Origin of the sequence: Candidatus Nitrosotalea bavarica, from assembly GCF_900167955.1 — an archaeon.
Lineage (GTDB): Archaea > Thermoproteota > Nitrososphaeria > Nitrososphaerales > Nitrosopumilaceae > Nitrosotalea > Nitrosotalea bavarica.
The window spans coordinates 18,749-34,391 of record NZ_FUYK01000012.1 but is presented as its reverse complement, the minus strand read 5'-3'; the positions used below and the strand labels follow the sequence as shown (position 1 = coordinate 34,391).

Below are 15,643 nucleotides of genomic sequence, written 5' to 3'. Positions count from 1 at the left end.
ATGTCTTGGAATTAAGTGAAATCATATATTCTGCAATATCAGATTATGGAGAGCAACGAATACTTTCAGATATCGTTCAAGGTGAAAGTCCAGATGTCATCAAAGTCATTTTTGAGCATTGCATATTAAACCTTGAAAAAAATGAGACGGTGGAATCTGATACTTGTGGTGCAGTTGCAGAAGGATTGTTACATTATCTACTAACAGTATCCATGATTCCAAGTCAGCGAAAGACTTTGTTCCAGTCTGTTGAGATAGATATTGCAGTTCCAGACACTAGGACATTAACTGCCTCACCACAAGATGTTATCATAGTGTCTTTTCCAAAAACAGATAATGTTGAGAGCATAAAATCTCAAATTGAAAAAATCAAAAAAATACAACCAAATTCAAATAATATTTGGGTAGTTCTTGAAAAAGACATACCAGTGGAGACCAGAGTCTATACTCTGAAAGATACCATAACATTTGCAAACATAGTAAATGACTTGATTAGTTTTTTATCTACCAAGAAACAGTCCAAATTAAAAATTTTCAAGATATAAGAGATTTCAAATCAATATTTTTTTCAACGTGAGAAATCATCATCTCAAGATTCTGATAATCTCTTACAAACGGTAATATTCCTAAAATGGGAACATTTGTGATTTCGTATATTGTTGACGGAGAATTTTTTTCTGCGGTTCCTCCCTTTTCGTCATAATTATTAACAATTATTCCTTTGATTGGAATTTTATAATCATGACAAGTCTTGACGGTCATCATAGTATGATTTAGTGTACCCAATGTAGACCTAGTAACAATAATTGTTTCAAGGCCCATGGCTTTTATCAAATCTGCTACAAAATAATCTCGTGAAATCGGAGTCATAATTCCCCCAATTCCTTCTACAAGCAACATTTCATGTTTGTTTTTCAATTTCTCAAATTTTTCAAAAATTATTTCTTTGTCAAATTTAAGATCAAGTATTTTGCTAACATCGTATGGAGAAGCAGGCAGTGGCATAAAGACTGGATTTACAAGATCTTCAGAGTCATCCACTCCACAAGCTTGCGATAAAACAGATGCATCAGATGACTTGAAACCACTTTTTTGTGGAATTCCTGTTGCTATGGGTTTCATAACGCCTACATCTACTCCAAGTTTCTTAATGCATGCAGCCAACGCAGCAGTAATTGATGTTTTACCAACTCCCGTATCAGTGCCAGTTATGAAATATGATTTCACAAAAGATAGTCATCAATGTTATTTAATAATCCACCTTAACATTACGCTGCTTATTTAATAACATGTTATTTTTAGGGAAATTCCGACATTTTCGAACAACTATTTTGTACTAGTCAATATATCACATATGTAATGACTGAAAAATGCCAATGCACCGAATGTCATTGTACTTCTCAGCTTTTTACAGCAGACAAGGATGGAAAATACATCTGTTCAATTTGTAGACTTGGAAAACACCAACATAAAGACTAGACATGGAAAGAATACGAGTCAAGTCCAGCAATCTAAGATCTATTGGTTACGACGAACCCACACAAATACTGGAAATCGAGTTTCAACAGGGTGGAACTTATCAATATTTTGGAGTATCAAAAAAAATCTATGATAATTTGATGAAAGCATTGTCACATGGTGAATATTATGAAAGATTCATCAAGAATAGGTATAGACGTAAGAAGATTTAACGTACCATTCTACTTTTTCTTTTGTGGAGAATATTTCTTTGGTTGTAATTCCTCAAGTATGTCTTGGATGTACCCATGATCTGATTCTATATTCTCCCTAAGTAATTTTATAAGATTGTTAAAGGTATCTGGCTTTCCTTCCTTGAAATCCTGCTCATATTTTAAAAGAAGTTCATTAGATATTTTCTTTTTTGGGTGATTGGCCAACCTTTCCAACATTTCAATAGCTCGCTTCATGGTCATATTTCATTTTTCCCCTAATCAGGCATCATTTAAATCTAATATCTTTTTCATCACATCATCTCTTTTGTCGAAATTGGTTTTCTTTTCAAAGTACAACTCACTATCACATTTGTTTTGTTCTGAAATTAATTCATGTAATAGTGCGGTAAGATCTTGTCTATTCATCACATTTTATTCTCGGCGCACCATCTAAACTCATCGATAATGATGATTTTAGGAGTTTTCACATATGAAAATACTATTCTGTTTTACAGTCTCATCCATTGTAAAAATGAATTACAGATGAAATTTTCAACAGAATGATAAATGTACATAACTTAAGTATGTAAGACAACAATCAGTATCGTTAATGAATCTAAAAATATGCCCTAATCACAAAATTAAAAATGGAAGTATGAATTAGAATTGAAGAATGTGGTTAAGAGATACAAAATTATTTTTGTTAGGATGACAAAATGACAGAAAACAATAACGAGGCAACATTGGAAGAAATGAAGAAAATGATAGAAAAACATGTCAGAGTAGATGGATTAAGTGTTCAAGGCATTCGTATAATTTATGAAGACCTAAAGGCATCGGATGAAATCAAAAAAGCCGAAGAAGGTTCCATAGCAGGAGAATCTGGAAGTTAAGAAATGTCAGAAAACAAAGATGTGCCAACTTATGAATGGAAAGACATAGGCGTCATAGGGGTGGATACTGGCAAAATAATTATCGCGGATCCTGCAAATGTACTAACACATAGGGAATTTGAAGAACTACGTGAAAAAGAAAAAATAGCAAAATTGTCATTGTATACAGATTTTAAACATGGCATAGTATCAAAGACTGGATTCGGAGAGGGCAGCTATCACGCATTTGCCAAGATTGGAGATTTTGGAAACATGGTAAAAAGAATAACAGAGATCAGAATTATTTTTGATGCCGGAACGAATAACAATGATTCCCAAAAAATACATGACACTTCAATGAAAGTAGTTGATAATACACCTGAAAAGAAAGATGATTTATCAAAAGGCGTTAAATTATAAAAGAGACTATTTTTCAGATGTAGATTTTAATTTCTTTTGTTCTCGTTCCTGATGCGCTATAACTGATTTTTTTAATTCGTCATATGATTCCAAGTATTCTTTTTTCATCAGATTTTCAGGTTTACGTTTAGTCTTTTTCATCCATTATAAGTAGGGCAAACTAATGTTTAGCAATTGCTATTGTTCATCCTGATGTAAAAAATAAATCAAAAAAATAGATAATCAAGAGACGGTGATTTTGCTTATATCGTTATTAATCAGAACAGTTGAAAAACTCCATGGGTAGTTTTGTCTGGCATCCATACACACAGATGAAAGACTGGCCAAAATTTGATGTAATTTCAAAAGGTAAAGGAATGTGGCTCTACGATACACATGGAAACGCCATGATGGACGGAGTGGCAAGCATGTGGTGCAATGTATGGGGGCACTCTAACAAAGAATTAACAGATTCGATGATAAAACAGACAAGAAAGTTACAACATTCTTCATTATTTAATTTAACAAACAACAGAGCAGAAGAACTTGCAGAAAAATTGGTAAAACTTGCCCGGGGGATGCACAGAGTATTCTATTCAGATGACGGCTCCACGGCAATGGAAATCTCTGCCAAGATGGCATTACAATACTGGCAAAACACAGGTGAGAAGAAAAAGACAAAATTTGTCTCACTTGAGAATGGGTATCATGGCGATACTGTAGGCGCCATGTCATTAGGGTATGTACCACTGTTCTTTTCAAAATTCAAACCCATGTTGTTCCAAGTTTTAAGAACTCCATCACCTAACAGATATAGAATTCCCAAAGGATATTCTTTTGATGATTATCAAGAATTCTGTCTTGATAAAATAGATAAAACACTTGCTAAAAATGACAACATTGCGGCATTTGTCATGGAAAGCGGAGCCCAGATAGCAGGAGGAGTGGCGATTTATCCAAAAGGTTTTCAGAAAAAAATTAGCAAGATGTGCAAAAAATATAATGTTTTGTTCATACTAGATGAGATTGCAACGGGTTTTGGAAGACTGGGATCAATGATAGAATATCAAACTCAAGAAAGCATTCCAGATATAGCATCATTTGGAAAAATGTTATCTGGCGGATATCTTCCTCTTGCTGCCACGTTAGCAAGTAAAAAGATCTACGATTCATTTCTCGGAGATTATAAAGACATGAAACATTTTTTCCATGGACATACTTTTACTGGAAATCCAATAGCATGTGCCACTGCGCTTACAAATATTGCGTTATACAAAAAATATAATTTAATATCAAAAATCAAGAAGCGTGCAATACAAATCCAGTCACGCATTGAAGAGATTTCCAATTTGGATCTAGTGGGGGATGTAAGACATAAGGGATTGCTAATGGGAATAGAACTTGTATCTAACAAGAAAACAAAGAGTTCTGTATCACTACAGAAACGCTTACCCCAGAAAATTTTCATAGAGGCTAAAAAACATGGAATTTATCAAAGAACACTTGGAAATATCGTGATGGTAATTCCCCCACTTGCAATCTCTGAAAAAGAATTGGATTTTCTACTAGATGGAACCATAAAGACAATCAAGAATGTTTCAGCCCAGATCTGAGTAGACTAGTTCCCAGATAAAGTGCTATAATCATCTTTGAAGTACAGATTATGACTAAAATATGCCACAGATTCGAGTTTGCCCTACATGTAACAAGGTTTTACAGCCAGATGAGATGCACAAGTGTTCAAACCCCCTCTCAGAATACATCACATGTGAAAAATGCGGTGAAAGACATCTAAAGACCAGACCGCACATTTGCCCCACTAGAATCTAACCCACAAAGCCATGGTAAACCATAGTCAAATTCTAGGTTTACAATTAAAATAATCTTAATTAATGGATTTACAAGAGGATAGACATTGACTAGCGAAACTGATTTAATAATATCTTGTCGTGACAAGGTGCTAGCAGGACATAGAATTTCAGAAGAAGAGGCTCAAAAATTAATTAGTGTGTCAGATGATTCACTTCAGATTTTATCTGATGCAGCAAATGAAATTACACGAAAATTATGTGGTGATGTTGTAGATGTAGAATCTTTGATAAATGCTAAAAAAGGAAAATGTCAAGAAGACTGCTCGTTTTGTTCCCAATCCGCATTTTACAAAACTGAAATAGACACATACAAACTATTGCCACCAGAGACAATAGTACAAAATGCATTGCTTGCAAAAGAAGATGGTGTCAAGAGCTTTTGTCTTGTGTGCGCATGGCGTGGGCCTACAGAAAAAGACTTTGAGCAAATTTCCACAATTATAAAAAAGATCAACGATGAAGTGGGAATTGAAGTCAATTGTTCTCTTGGTTTTATCAATCAAGACATGGCAATAGAATTAAAAAAACTAGGAGTAAAACGTTATAATCATAATCTTGAATCATCAAGAAGCTTCTTTTCAAAAATATGTACGACTCATAGTTATGATGACAGGATGCAGACAAATCTAATTGTTAAAAATGCAGGACTGGAATTGTGTTGTGGCGGAATAATAGGAATGGGGGAAACAAGAATGCAACGATTAGAACTAGGTCTTGATCTTGCAGGGCTTAATCCAGAAGAGTGTCCAATCAATATTCTAGTACCACAAAAAGGAACACCGCTTGAGATTCAGACAAAGCTCTCAATATCAGAAATACTACGAACAATAGCAGTATTCAGATTTTTGATGCCAAGGACCATACTCAAGATTGCTGGAGGCAGAGAAGTATACCTTGCAAACGACCAAGAAAAGGTGCTTCTAGGAGGGGCAAACGGAATCATCACAGGAGGATACCTGACAATAGGTGGCAATTCCCCTTCAGAGGATTTTCAAATGATATCAAAAATAGGCCTTGAAGCCTAGAGATAAATTCATTTTAGAAAAATTAGATCAAATCAAGAAGGCAAACCTGTATCGAACACTTGTGTATAATAAAATCTCAGGTCCCTACATAACAATTAATGGAAAAAAACTGTTCAATCTATCATCAAATGATTATCTTGGAATTTCTTCTACATACAAAGTATCACAGATACAATCAAGTTCTAGATTAATTGCTGGAAATGATTTTTCATTTAAAGAACTTGAAAATAACCTTGCAAGACATAAATCAAAAAATGCAGCACTTGTTTTCCCTACAGGATATATGGCAAATCTTGGGGCAATCTCTATTTTAACACAAAAAAATGATTTGATATTAAGTGATGAATTAAACCACGCAAGTATCATAGATGCATGCAGATTATCTTATGCAAAAAAACTAGTTTACAAACATAATGATATCTCAGACTTGGAAAAGAAAATACGGCAAAAGGCACACCGCAAGTTTGTCATAACAGAAGGAATATTTTCAATGAATGGAGATTTTGCAAGATTAAAGGAAATTTCAAAAGTATGTCAAGAAAATAATGCGTTTCTCATACTTGATGACGCTCATGGAGATTTTGTAGCAGGTCGTGACGGAAAAGGCTCTGCAGATCATTTCAGAGTTGAAAAAAACATAGACATCTACATCAGTAGTCTAAGTAAGGCCCTGGGGGCATTTGGTGGATACATGACTGCTAGCAAGGAAATTATTGAACTCGCAGTGAACACCTCAAGACCTTTTATTTACACATCGGCATTGCCAGGATTTTTAGCAGATTTTGCATTAAAGAGATTCTTGACAAACAGGGAAAAAAAAAGACTCAGTTTATGGAAAAAAATAGAACAATTCAGTAAAGGATTAAAATCAATTGGATATACAATCGAATCCCAAAGTCAGATCATGCCAATCATGATAGGAGATGAGAAGAAGACGCTTGAATTTGCAAAATATTTGAAGAGTAACAAGATATTTGCCCAGCCAATACGCTATCCTACAGTAAATCTTGGTTCTGCCAGAATAAGAATATCTGTTACAGACTGGCTTTCGGAGAAAATAATATTAGAATCATTAAATGTTTTTGAAAAAGCAGGTAAAAAATTTGGTATTACCTAGTGTTAATTTGGTGCAACATAGCTCTGCCATGTAGATTTAACAAAGCTATTGAGCGTCCCATTATCCATATAGAATGATTCTGTGTAAATGTTATCAGGGAATAGTCTGTATTCATTATTGTATTGTATAACTGTGACCACTGGTATGACTGGTTGATCTTGTTGATAATCTTGAGGTTCTAGATTATACAAGTCGCATGTTTTTAAGAATCGCATGTACTTGTTAGAAAAGTCTACCATACAGGTAGTCTCAAGATTCCATTGAGCAACTTTTCCAAGATAAACAGTATAGTTTCCAGAAGTTACCGGTAATCCGGTTACTGTTTTTGATACAGATGTAGTAACATTTCCGATTGTGGTTGTAGTAGAATAAGGATTTACAGTGTATGTTGAACTAGCAAGTTGTTTGATATAGCCTTGCTTTGTGACAGTAACATCAATCTCATAAGTTCCAGGAGTTGATGGTATTGCAGATTGATATCTAAAGTTACCAAGATTATCAGTAGTTGTAGTTACTGCCTCAGAGCCAAATAGAATGAAAACGTTAGCATTAGTAACTGGTCTATAGGCCTGGTCTGTAACATTTCCCAAAAGGACTGGAAAGTCTCCTTGAGTTATAGGATTAGTTTCTGGATGTACATTGACAAGCATGTTGTAAGTAAGTGTAGAATATGATTCCTGAATGCTGGAAAAACCCACAACAAAGACTAGAATTGCAACTGAGATTGACACTATTTGAATTTCTTTCAACTCTCAGTACTTTTTGTGTTCAGTGTTAACCGGTAAAATCTAACTTTTTTCCCTAGAGACTCAAATGTTTGTCACCTGTCCAATTTTGAGAGAAAGGTCCAGGCAGTTCCAATTTGGAATAGATTTGGAACAAGGTATTAATAAAAAAACAGCACAAATTAGGCATGGTAGAACTAACTGTAGGAATTGCAGCCATAGCAGGACTTGGGTCATTTCTTGCACCGTGTATACTACCAATGATTCCTGCATTTCTGGCATATATTTCAGGCACTACACTTACAGAGATTCAGAGAAATAATGGAACAATCAATGTTGTTACAAGCAGAATAAACATCATACTAAATACATTATTTTTTGTTGCAGGATTTACTATTGTTTTTTCGGTTCTCGGAGTAATTCTAAATAGCGTACTTGCGGCATCTGCCACATCACTACTTGCAGGATTTAATCATGTTGGAGGAATAATAATAATTGCATTTGGTGCATTCATGTTATTATCATCCAAGATTTCAAAACTTAATTTTGAGAAAAAGATTTTACCAAACAGGACAAAGTCAAGCTATCCACTTTCATTTGTATTTGGTCTAGCATTTGCAACAGGTTGGACTCCATGCATAGGACCAATCCTTGGAAGTATTCTGACACTTGCTGCTACCACTCCAAGTCATGCATTTATTCTACTACTTAGCTATTCACTTGGTCTTGGAATTCCATTTATTTTGATGGGAGTATTCTTTTCAAGATTTACAGGAATTATCAAATCAATGAGCAAACATTTGAAATATTATTCAATAATCATGGGTTCGCTTATCATCATCTTGGGAGTTTTAGTATATACAAATCAACTAGCTGCCATTGCAAGTTTTCCGCTGCTAAATAACATACTATTAGGAGGAACATCTTGAGAAAAGAGATTAAAACCGCAGTAATTGGTGCGATAATCATAATCGCCGCAATTGGTGGAATTAGTGCTTTCTTTACATCACTTGATAAAACTGCTCAGAGTGCAAGTAATCAAATACTTTTAGAAAAACAAGGACCGACAAACAATACAACTGGCAAGTTAATTTCATATCCTGACGAAAATAATTTTCCAGTAGCACCCGACTTGGTGGGAATTGCAGACTACATCAACACAACACCACAAGAATTAAAATCAGAAATGAAAGACAAGGTGGTCTTGTATGATTTTTGGACTTATAGTTGCATAAATTGTATCAGAACACTTCCATATCTTAAAGCATGGAATGACAAATATGCTGACAAAGGATTATTAATAATTGGAGTACATTCGCCAGAATTTGAGTTTGAAAAAGATCCTAACAATGTAAAAATGGCCGCTCAAAAATATGGCTTGACATATCCAATAGTATTAGACAGTGATCATATGACATGGGATGCATTTTCAAATAGATACTGGCCTGCAGAATACATAACAGACGATTTAGGGCATATACGACACACGCATTTTGGTGAAGGAGAGTATGATACCACAGAAAAAGTCATTCAACAATTACTTGACCAAAGAGCAACCAGACTAGGATTAAACATGACAGCAGATCAAACTCTTGTCAATTTGCAAGAACATCAATTTTCTGCCATACAGACTCCAGAACTTTATTTTGGTTATGACTTTATGCAAGATAGAAACTTTCTTGGAAATTCAGAAGGACTTCAACCAGAAAAAATAGTAAGTTATACTATCCCATCTGGTTTACAAAATGATCATTTCTACTTGGATGGACAATGGCAAAATCTCAATGATAGTATGAAACTAGTATCAGATAATGGAAAGATAGTCCTTCCATATTCTGCAAAAGATGTCCACATTGTTGCATCTGGAACTGGAGATAACATACAGGTACTACTAGATGGTAATGTTGTTACAAGTGATGACGCAGGTCAGGATCTCAAAAATGGAACGGCTAGCATCTCTGATCATAGACTATATAACATAATATCGTCAAAACAGCAAGGCTCTCATACAGTTACAATCATTGCTCACCCAGGATTTCAAATATACACATTTACCTTTGGATGATCAAGATATAATATTTCTAAATTCGAATTTAGAAACATATCAAATCATTATTGTAAGACTTTCATGTAACCATAGATCCATGTCACCGTGGTTACACATCAACTAAGAACATGGTTGTTTAAAATAACATTTTCAATCATGGAGCAGTCTAAAATGAACTTTACAAACAAATGGAACGTACAGAAAGAAAGCCTGTCACAGAGGGTAATAGACAAGGTAAAACCAGATGCACCATTAAAGCCAAAAATTGATGAGGCTCAGAAAAAATTACAGTTACAAGTCATAAAATTAGATTCCATTTCAAGAAAATTAAAGGAAAAAGATGATTTTATTTTCAAAAAAGTTGTAGATGCCGTAAGATCACATAATAAGGCATATTCTAACGCCTATGCTACAGAATTACACGAGATTAGAAAAATGAACAACATGGTAACAAATGCAAAATTAGCCATGGAACAAATTCAACTAAGACTAAACACAATATCAGAACTTGGAGATGTTGTAGTGACACTAAGTCCTTGTATGTCAATAATAAAGGGACTTGGAACAGGCCTAAATGGATTAATGCCAGCAGCCGATTCATCCATGGCGGACTTGTCAAACATACTAGGAGAGATAATGTCAGGCGCCTCAGTAAGCGGAGAGAACAACTTTACTGTGGATACGACAAATTCCGAGACAAACCAAATATTGGAAGAAGCTCAATCAATCTTAGAAGGACATGTGAGACAGACCCTTCCGGAACTTCCCCCATCACTTGGTTCTACAACTACTAAAGCGCCAGAGCCTATTTAGAGCGCTTTTTACTCAATTCTATAAAATGCTTCTTTATTCTAGATATTGTTGGATAGCTATATCCTAGTTTTCTGTAATTTGCAATCATCATCTTCCAGTTTTTTAACCTCCACTGAGCTTGCTCTGATGTTACAGAATGAATTTCCTTATTGATTATACTCTTTCTTCCCACTTTGAGAACTCCTGCATCTTTAGCAGTCCATCTGTTTTTGGCAAAATTTAGTCCCATCAGGATCTCTTCCACAGGAATTTCCGCAAAACATTCCTGGATTTTTTGAATTTGAGCATCGGTGGGTTTTTTTGATACGCGTACAGTGATTTCACATATTTCCATATTCGAATTTTGAAACATACTATCTAATTAGTGTAGAGGTAAACCAGCATCGCTTCCAGGTTCAAACTAAATTTTCCCACTCGATTGATATGTGATCTGTATTTCCATTTTTGGCAGACTGTTTTTTTATACTACGGATTAGGTATATAATTAATGGATCACCGTCTCACACTTGGTGGAAAATTACCCTCATTCTCAGAGATATTTACAGAGTATCTTTCAGATATTTCGCTTGAAGTAGAGGCAATCAAATTGAGAAATATAAGAAACGATGCAGAGGGAGTAAACGAACACTTGGCCAGAATAGATAGTGCGCTAAAAGGCATAATGGATGCAAAACTAGCGCTGGCAGAAAATCTTCGTAAATCTCAAAATCAGAATTAATCATGTACACATAAAACATAAAGTTTCTAAATGTCGTTATTTTACTCGTCTAAAAATCTCTTCATACTCTCAAACTCACTTGGAGTATAATTCTTATCCGCAGAATCCATTTTTTGTTTCATCTTGGCAAATTTTTCAGCAAGTAACGAAAGATCTACTGGTTGCCCCGTCTCTGCATTTTTTAATTCAACATAATGTTTTATTCTTTCTTCAAAGTTATCTGGTGCAATTTCCTTAATCAAAACTTCCCCAGTGGCGATAATTTTAGCCAATTTTTCTCTTTGTCTTTGCTCCAATTTCTTTTTCTCAGTTTCTATCTTCTGCCTATGATCTTCGTAACCCGTTTTCATATCTTTTAGTTCAGTTTCCAATTTGCCAAGAACATCATTTACAGTTTCGAACATAACTTTTGAAGGCTCAGTATTGGGCACACTCTTCATTGTTTTTGAACCAAGTGATTGACCTCCAATGTGTAATTCTTTAAGAGATTCATCAGTAACCAGTTTTACGGATATTGTTTTGGGTGCTTTTTTTGCTATCAATCCAAACATCACAAGACCCACTCCTGCAACCCCCGTCCCTATAATCAAGTATTGAAGAACAGAGAGCACTTGGTGCATGGATGGATACCCCATCTGCCGTAGCATTGATACAGAATTAACATTTCCAAGAGACATTGAACCAACAAACGAGTGAATTACAGTAGATAAGACAGGTGGTAGATAGTAATGCATCGGAACTGACAGGATTGTAAGCAACATACCAGCAATTACCAGTACAAATCTCATCACACATCAGACAAAATTGAACTTGATATCCACTTGCATGTAATAATGACTGACAATAGGTTATTCCGCATATTTCCATATTCGAGTTTTGAAACATTATTCCTAATTAGCGAGAGTAAAAACATTGCTTCATTCAGCGTAAAATTTATCAGCAGACAATCAAGAAAGTAAATAATTAAAAAATACTAGAATTACCAACACATGACATGGATGAATTGGACATACCTGCAAACAGAATTCCAAAAGATTCTGTGTACAAGAAAAGAAATTGCGACAAAGAAAAGTGCGGTAAAGAAGGAAATTATTCCTCAAAGCGAGGATACTTTTGTTTGGAGCACATATTAGATTATGATATGCCATGCCCCAATGATGACTGTCCAAGAAAGGGACTTGCCATGGACAAACTAGTTTCCGAAATAAAAAAAGACGTCAAAGGAGATTTGCATCAAATATTTCTGTGTCAGGCCTGTGGCTATAGACATGATCATACCGTGAATGTTTAGTTGAGATCTAAAAGATCGGAAGGTTTGAAAAGAATCTACCAAAGTATTCATAAAAATCCACTTGAAACTTAAGATATTGTAGTGAGTAATTAGAGAAGGCTACCCACAAACTGACCAAGCCTGTAATCGTGAGGGTTTTTGTGATTCTCTCACGATAAAATTACTTTCAGACTTTCTAAAACTAGAAAAATTATAGGCGTACCTAATTCTTCTCTACATATTTCATAGAGTCTGGCATGACATTATTGATGACTTTGGAATCTTTCTTACAAAGTTCACAGTCGCAAACAAACAGTCCTTGTTTGCCCATACAATCATGATGCTTTTCTTCAAAGCATTTGTAACACAGAACCATAGACTTCAATTCTTTATACTAAAATGGTCTATTTCTACCCCCCTATTTTACACTAAACTTGCAAGATCATACCAATTTTTCAAATCAAAAAATTGGAAAAAACTACAATTTCTAAAAATATTGAAAGTTTGAAATTTACGCTCAAGGGTTCAACCCCCTGTTATTTTCCACCAGTTAGGCATATTGTGATTTTTTCAAAAACGTCTAATTTTAGGGGGGGTGTAACACTTGTGCGTACATATGCAAGCCAATGATCAAAACACCCCCATTACCCAGTAAGAGTTTCATTTTCTTTTGTTGGTAGGAAGAAAAGCTAAACCCTAGATTTTTGTTGCAAATTTTCAAGTTTTGAAATGTTACAAAATATCAACATTGAAGATAGGCATGAAGAATTCCAAAAACTAGGCAGTTCACACCCTAAAACCCGAGGGTATTAGACCAAAAGTTGGCAAAAAACGCTCGAGATTTATATGATAAATATCAGATGATTTTGACATTTTTTCAGACGGTAGTGGTTTTTACCATTTCTGGAATTTTTTCTCTTGCTTGTACAATTTCTATCTCCACAGTTTCAATTGGCTCATCTACGACATTTCGTTTAATGGAGAACATCTTTGGCTTATCAAAATCTTTAGTGCAGTCGGGACATGCATAAACCAGAACCCTATATTCATTGGGAGCTTTTGGGTTTGAAAGGCGAGGATAGTAAACTAACCTACCCCCACAATCCACGCAATATCTATTCGCGCGTCTTGTTCTGGCCAATGTGGACCTCCTGCATATACCATCATGATATGATCTGTATTAGATCTATACAGTCTAATAGAATAAACCAAAATGTGATCGCAATACAATATTTCACAACTCGAATTTAGAAATATACTATAATGAAACCATAAATTTCCAGTCCAAGAACTATAGTAATCAAAAAGTAATATTTTAAAACTCGAATTTAGAAATATTAAGCGCCGCCCACCAGACTTGAACTGGTGACCCGCTGGTTAACAGCCAGCTGCTCTACCACGCTGAGCTAGGGCGGCAATAGAGTTGTTCGTAGGATAAGCGGATTTATTCTTTGCTGAAATCTATTTTTCGATCTTGTCGAGTTTCTCGAAAAGATAAAGTCCGTCAAGAAAGACGCGATGATCTTTATTTTTGACTTTGGTGTTTTGTTGTAATGCTCCAGCAGTCTGAGAGACATCTGTCAGGACTGGACCAGTGATTATAACATCATCACCTTTTGGAACTACTTTACTATCACCAAATATTCTTGATACTCGGGCCGCACGTTCACCTTGAAAGTTTTCTACGTGAATATGACCATCTTTTACTTTTACTGTAATTGGAAAGTGTGCATATACAATTTTCATTTTAAAAGTATATCCAGTCTGAACTCCTTTGATCAGCGTATTTACAATAGATTCTGCAGTTTTGAATATAGCATAATCTCGTTTTCTGTCACCTAGTGATTTTAGGACAATATTTTTCCCGTCAACCGTCAAGTCAACTGGTATTTTTTTGAAGGTTTTTCTTGTTTTTCCCAGTGGTCCCTGTACATGCAATATTTTGTGACTTAAAGATACTTTTACTGCATCTGGAACTGGAATAGTTACTTCGTGTATCTCCTCAACTTGTTTAGTAGACAAATCCTATCAATAGCCCTCCCAAGCCACTCTTTGCTGCATCATGATGAGACATTACTCCCTGATTAGTAGTTACAATCAACATACCACGTGAGTACGATGGTAGATATTGTTGTTCCCACTTTGCATAGTCACCCTTCTTTACTTTGAATCTTGGTGTAATTGCACCGCATTTCGTAATTTTTGCCAACAATTGTATCTTAAACTTGCCACCTTTTCTATCATCTACGTGTTCAAATTCTCCAATATAGTTATGATGTTGAAGTGTCTTTAGTACATCAGTTGCAAGTTTGGATGTAGGTAAAACTAGGCATTCTCCTTTTCTTCTTGCCTCTGTATTATACAAGGTCACAAACATGTTTGCTAGAATATTAGTTGCTGGCATTTTCTATCACTTAAATTTCCTAAACCCTAAAGAGTTTGCGACTTCTCTAAAGCATCGTCTGCAAAGATCTAGATCGTATTTTTGAATTACAGCATTGTAATCACCGCATCTCTTACACCATCTGGAACCTTTTCCAAATGTATGGACTGTTCTGCCGGTTACTTTGTAATCACGATTCTTCATGTTATACTACCTGAATTCCAAACTCACGGGTTAGAAATGCCTTTGCATCTTCTGCAGTGATGATATGTGTACGTCCAACACTTGCTTTGTGTTTGCTTCTAAATCTAATATTAAAACCTGGTCTTGTAAGTGAAATTGAAATATCCATACCCAAGATTCCGACTTGTGGATCATATTTTACTCCTGGAATGTCGATGTGTTCCTTAATACCAAATGAAAGATTACCAAAATTATCAAATGATGAGCCTTGTATTTGATTACCCTTTGCTGCAAATAATCTCTTGATAAGTACAATTGCGGGTTCATCACGTATTGTTACTGCAACTCCAATTGGTTCACCTTTTCGTACTCCCCAATCACGATATGTGGCTTTAGCAGATCTTGTAGATGGTTTTTGTCCAGAAATATGCTGTAGAGCAACCTTTGCTTTTTCAATTGGGTCACCAGATTTTCCTACACCCATATTCAAAACTACTTTAGCAATTGAAATTTTCTTCATTGGAGGTTCTGTTTGTTGTGCCATATC

At 35.2% G+C, this 15,643-nt stretch carries 25 protein-coding genes and 1 tRNA gene; 12 read left to right on the top strand and 14 right to left on the bottom strand.

The window, feature by feature from the left end; translation table 11 throughout:
* Positions 1-5: 5 nt before the first annotated feature.
* Positions 6-545, top strand: a complete 540-nt coding sequence (locus C0Q33_RS08195; protein ID WP_133121049.1) for a hypothetical protein — start codon at positions 6-8, stop codon at positions 543-545.
* Here the strand turns inward: C0Q33_RS08195 and bioD are convergent.
* On the bottom strand, positions 535-1,227 hold the full coding sequence (gene bioD / locus C0Q33_RS08190) for a dethiobiotin synthase (RefSeq protein ID WP_101478117.1): 693 nt from the start codon (positions 1,225-1,227) through the stop codon (positions 535-537). The genes C0Q33_RS08195 and bioD overlap by 11 nt on opposite strands.
* Positions 1,228-1,481: 254 nt before the next feature.
* On the opposite strand from bioD, the gene C0Q33_RS08185 reads away from it, so the two are divergent.
* Positions 1,482-1,691, top strand: a complete 210-nt coding sequence (locus tag C0Q33_RS08185; protein ID WP_101478116.1) for a KTSC domain-containing protein — start codon at positions 1,482-1,484, stop codon at positions 1,689-1,691.
* 9 nt (positions 1,692-1,700) lie between these two features.
* Here C0Q33_RS08185 and C0Q33_RS08180 read toward each other — a convergent pair whose 3' ends face one another.
* The gene (locus C0Q33_RS08180; protein WP_101478115.1) at positions 1,701-1,928 is read right to left on the bottom strand and encodes a hypothetical protein; all 228 of its coding nucleotides are present in this window, start codon (positions 1,926-1,928) and stop codon (positions 1,701-1,703) included.
* Between the two features lie 24 nt (positions 1,929-1,952).
* Positions 1,953-2,099 (bottom strand): hypothetical protein, encoded by a 147-nt coding sequence (locus C0Q33_RS09380; protein ID WP_165776483.1) that lies wholly within the window; start codon positions 2,097-2,099, stop codon positions 1,953-1,955.
* A gap of 290 nt (positions 2,100-2,389) precedes the next feature.
* Between C0Q33_RS09380 and C0Q33_RS09375 the strand changes: the two genes are divergently transcribed.
* A complete protein-coding gene (locus tag C0Q33_RS09375) occupies positions 2,390-2,566 on the top strand; it encodes a hypothetical protein (protein WP_165776482.1) in 177 nt (58 codons plus the stop codon).
* Between the two features lie 3 nt (positions 2,567-2,569).
* Complete coding sequence (locus C0Q33_RS08175; RefSeq protein ID WP_101478114.1) at positions 2,570-2,965, top strand: hypothetical protein; 396 nt, start codon at positions 2,570-2,572, stop codon at positions 2,963-2,965.
* Between the two features lie 6 nt (positions 2,966-2,971).
* Here C0Q33_RS08175 and C0Q33_RS09610 read toward each other — a convergent pair whose 3' ends face one another.
* Positions 2,972-3,106 (bottom strand): hypothetical protein, encoded by a 135-nt coding sequence (locus C0Q33_RS09610; RefSeq protein WP_281258848.1) that lies wholly within the window; start codon positions 3,104-3,106, stop codon positions 2,972-2,974.
* 137 nt (positions 3,107-3,243) lie between these two features.
* On the opposite strand from C0Q33_RS09610, the gene bioA reads away from it, so the two are divergent.
* The 3 genes from bioA (at position 3,244) to C0Q33_RS08160 (ending at position 6,957) form a co-directional block, all read left to right on the top strand.
* Positions 3,244-4,557, top strand: a complete 1,314-nt coding sequence (gene bioA, locus C0Q33_RS08170) for an adenosylmethionine--8-amino-7-oxononanoate transaminase (RefSeq protein WP_101478113.1) — start codon at positions 3,244-3,246, stop codon at positions 4,555-4,557.
* A 302-nt stretch (positions 4,558-4,859) separates the two neighbouring features.
* Positions 4,860-5,840 carry a biotin synthase BioB gene (bioB, locus tag C0Q33_RS08165; RefSeq protein WP_101478112.1) on the top strand — a complete coding sequence of 327 codons (981 nt, stop codon included), beginning with the start codon at positions 4,860-4,862 and terminating at the stop codon, positions 5,838-5,840.
* The gene (locus C0Q33_RS08160; RefSeq protein WP_101478111.1) at positions 5,830-6,957 is read left to right on the top strand and encodes an aminotransferase class I/II-fold pyridoxal phosphate-dependent enzyme; all 1,128 of its coding nucleotides are present in this window, start codon (positions 5,830-5,832) and stop codon (positions 6,955-6,957) included. Before bioB ends, C0Q33_RS08160 begins: the two co-directional genes overlap by 11 nt.
* Positions 6,958-6,959: 2 nt before the next feature.
* Here C0Q33_RS08160 and C0Q33_RS08155 read toward each other — a convergent pair whose 3' ends face one another.
* Positions 6,960-7,706, bottom strand: coding sequence for a carboxypeptidase-like regulatory domain-containing protein (locus tag C0Q33_RS08155; protein ID WP_101478110.1), 747 nt, complete (start codon positions 7,704-7,706; stop codon positions 6,960-6,962).
* 164 nt (positions 7,707-7,870) lie between these two features.
* Between C0Q33_RS08155 and C0Q33_RS08150 the strand changes: the two genes are divergently transcribed.
* The 3 genes from C0Q33_RS08150 (at position 7,871) to C0Q33_RS08140 (ending at position 10,542) form a co-directional block, all read left to right on the top strand.
* A complete protein-coding gene (locus C0Q33_RS08150) occupies positions 7,871-8,611 on the top strand; it encodes a cytochrome c biogenesis CcdA family protein (RefSeq protein WP_101478109.1) in 741 nt (246 codons plus the stop codon).
* On the top strand, positions 8,608-9,747 hold the full coding sequence (locus C0Q33_RS08145; protein ID WP_101478108.1) for a redoxin family protein: 1,140 nt from the start codon (positions 8,608-8,610) through the stop codon (positions 9,745-9,747). The genes C0Q33_RS08150 and C0Q33_RS08145 overlap by 4 nt, the downstream gene beginning before the upstream one ends.
* A gap of 87 nt (positions 9,748-9,834) precedes the next feature.
* Positions 9,835-10,542, top strand: coding sequence for a Snf7 family protein (locus C0Q33_RS08140; RefSeq protein ID WP_320416819.1), 708 nt, complete (start codon positions 9,835-9,837; stop codon positions 10,540-10,542).
* Here C0Q33_RS08140 and C0Q33_RS08135 read toward each other — a convergent pair.
* Positions 10,535-10,876: a hypothetical protein gene (locus tag C0Q33_RS08135; RefSeq protein WP_101478106.1), complete on the bottom strand. Its 342-nt coding sequence runs from the start codon at positions 10,874-10,876 to the stop codon at positions 10,535-10,537. The two genes, C0Q33_RS08140 and C0Q33_RS08135, sit on opposite strands and share 8 nt — an antisense overlap.
* Positions 10,877-11,029: 153 nt before the next feature.
* Here C0Q33_RS08135 and C0Q33_RS08130 point away from each other — a divergent pair, with 153 nt between their 5' ends.
* Complete coding sequence (locus C0Q33_RS08130; RefSeq protein WP_101478105.1) at positions 11,030-11,260, top strand: hypothetical protein; 231 nt, start codon at positions 11,030-11,032, stop codon at positions 11,258-11,260.
* A gap of 41 nt (positions 11,261-11,301) precedes the next feature.
* Here the strand turns inward: C0Q33_RS08130 and C0Q33_RS08125 are convergent, their stop codons facing one another.
* Complete coding sequence (locus C0Q33_RS08125; protein ID WP_101478104.1) at positions 11,302-12,048, bottom strand: hypothetical protein; 747 nt, start codon at positions 12,046-12,048, stop codon at positions 11,302-11,304.
* Between the two features lie 206 nt (positions 12,049-12,254).
* Between C0Q33_RS08125 and C0Q33_RS08120 the strand changes: the two genes are divergently transcribed.
* Positions 12,255-12,551, top strand: coding sequence for a hypothetical protein (locus C0Q33_RS08120; RefSeq protein ID WP_101478103.1), 297 nt, complete (start codon positions 12,255-12,257; stop codon positions 12,549-12,551).
* A gap of 202 nt (positions 12,552-12,753) precedes the next feature.
* On the opposite strand, the gene C0Q33_RS09370 is transcribed toward C0Q33_RS08120, so the two are convergent.
* The 7 genes from C0Q33_RS09370 to C0Q33_RS08085 form a co-directional block, all read right to left on the bottom strand.
* A complete protein-coding gene (locus C0Q33_RS09370; RefSeq protein ID WP_165776481.1) occupies positions 12,754-12,906 on the bottom strand; it encodes a hypothetical protein in 153 nt (50 codons plus the stop codon).
* 501 nt (positions 12,907-13,407) lie between these two features.
* A complete protein-coding gene (locus C0Q33_RS08110) occupies positions 13,408-13,671 on the bottom strand; it encodes a hypothetical protein (RefSeq protein WP_101478101.1) in 264 nt (87 codons plus the stop codon).
* A gap of 201 nt (positions 13,672-13,872) precedes the next feature.
* Positions 13,873-13,946, bottom strand: a tRNA-Asn gene (locus tag C0Q33_RS08105).
* Positions 13,947-13,991: 45 nt separating this feature from the next.
* Positions 13,992-14,552: a 50S ribosomal protein L6 gene (locus C0Q33_RS08100; RefSeq protein WP_101478100.1), complete on the bottom strand. Its 561-nt coding sequence runs from the start codon at positions 14,550-14,552 to the stop codon at positions 13,992-13,994.
* Positions 14,542-14,934 carry a 30S ribosomal protein S8 gene (locus C0Q33_RS08095; protein ID WP_101478099.1) on the bottom strand — a complete coding sequence of 131 codons (393 nt, stop codon included), beginning with the start codon at positions 14,932-14,934 and terminating at the stop codon, positions 14,542-14,544. The genes C0Q33_RS08100 and C0Q33_RS08095 overlap by 11 nt, the downstream gene beginning before the upstream one ends.
* A 6-nt stretch (positions 14,935-14,940) precedes the next feature.
* Complete coding sequence (locus C0Q33_RS08090) at positions 14,941-15,117, bottom strand: 30S ribosomal protein S14 (protein WP_101478098.1); 177 nt, start codon at positions 15,115-15,117, stop codon at positions 14,941-14,943.
* A 1-nt stretch (position 15,118) separates the two neighbouring features.
* The gene (locus C0Q33_RS08085; RefSeq protein WP_101478132.1) at positions 15,119-15,640 is read right to left on the bottom strand and encodes a 50S ribosomal protein L5; all 522 of its coding nucleotides are present in this window, start codon (positions 15,638-15,640) and stop codon (positions 15,119-15,121) included.
* Positions 15,641-15,643 lie beyond the last annotated feature (3 nt).

Coding starts and splice junctions, on each gene's coding strand:
- C0Q33_RS08185 (WP_101478116.1), top strand. CDS start 1,482: ATGGAAAGAATACGAGTCAAGTCCAGCAATCTAAGATCTATTGGTTAC.
- C0Q33_RS09375 (WP_165776482.1), top strand. CDS start 2,390: ATGACAGAAAACAATAACGAGGCAACATTGGAAGAAATGAAGAAAATG.
- C0Q33_RS08175 (WP_101478114.1), top strand. CDS start 2,570: ATGTCAGAAAACAAAGATGTGCCAACTTATGAATGGAAAGACATAGGC.
- C0Q33_RS08090 (WP_101478098.1), bottom strand. CDS start 15,117: ATGAAGAATCGTGATTACAAAGTAACCGGCAGAACAGTCCATACATTT.
- C0Q33_RS09380 (WP_165776483.1), bottom strand. CDS start 2,099: ATGAATAGACAAGATCTTACCGCACTATTACATGAATTAATTTCAGAA.
- C0Q33_RS08120 (WP_101478103.1), top strand. CDS start 12,255: ATGGATGAATTGGACATACCTGCAAACAGAATTCCAAAAGATTCTGTG.
- C0Q33_RS08095 (WP_101478099.1), bottom strand. CDS start 14,934: ATGCCAGCAACTAATATTCTAGCAAACATGTTTGTGACCTTGTATAAT.
- C0Q33_RS08150 (WP_101478109.1), top strand. CDS start 7,871: ATGGTAGAACTAACTGTAGGAATTGCAGCCATAGCAGGACTTGGGTCA.
- C0Q33_RS08085 (WP_101478132.1), bottom strand. CDS start 15,640: ATGGCACAACAAACAGAACCTCCAATGAAGAAAATTTCAATTGCTAAA.
- C0Q33_RS09370 (WP_165776481.1), bottom strand. CDS start 12,906: ATGGTTCTGTGTTACAAATGCTTTGAAGAAAAGCATCATGATTGTATG.
- bioA (WP_101478113.1), top strand. CDS start 3,244: ATGGGTAGTTTTGTCTGGCATCCATACACACAGATGAAAGACTGGCCA.
- C0Q33_RS08180 (WP_101478115.1), bottom strand. CDS start 1,928: ATGAAGCGAGCTATTGAAATGTTGGAAAGGTTGGCCAATCACCCAAAA.
- C0Q33_RS08125 (WP_101478104.1), bottom strand. CDS start 12,048: ATGAGATTTGTACTGGTAATTGCTGGTATGTTGCTTACAATCCTGTCA.
- C0Q33_RS09610 (WP_281258848.1), bottom strand. CDS start 3,106: ATGAAAAAGACTAAACGTAAACCTGAAAATCTGATGAAAAAAGAATAC.
- C0Q33_RS08135 (WP_101478106.1), bottom strand. CDS start 10,876: ATGGAAATATGTGAAATCACTGTACGCGTATCAAAAAAACCCACCGAT.
- C0Q33_RS08130 (WP_101478105.1), top strand. CDS start 11,030: ATGGATCACCGTCTCACACTTGGTGGAAAATTACCCTCATTCTCAGAG.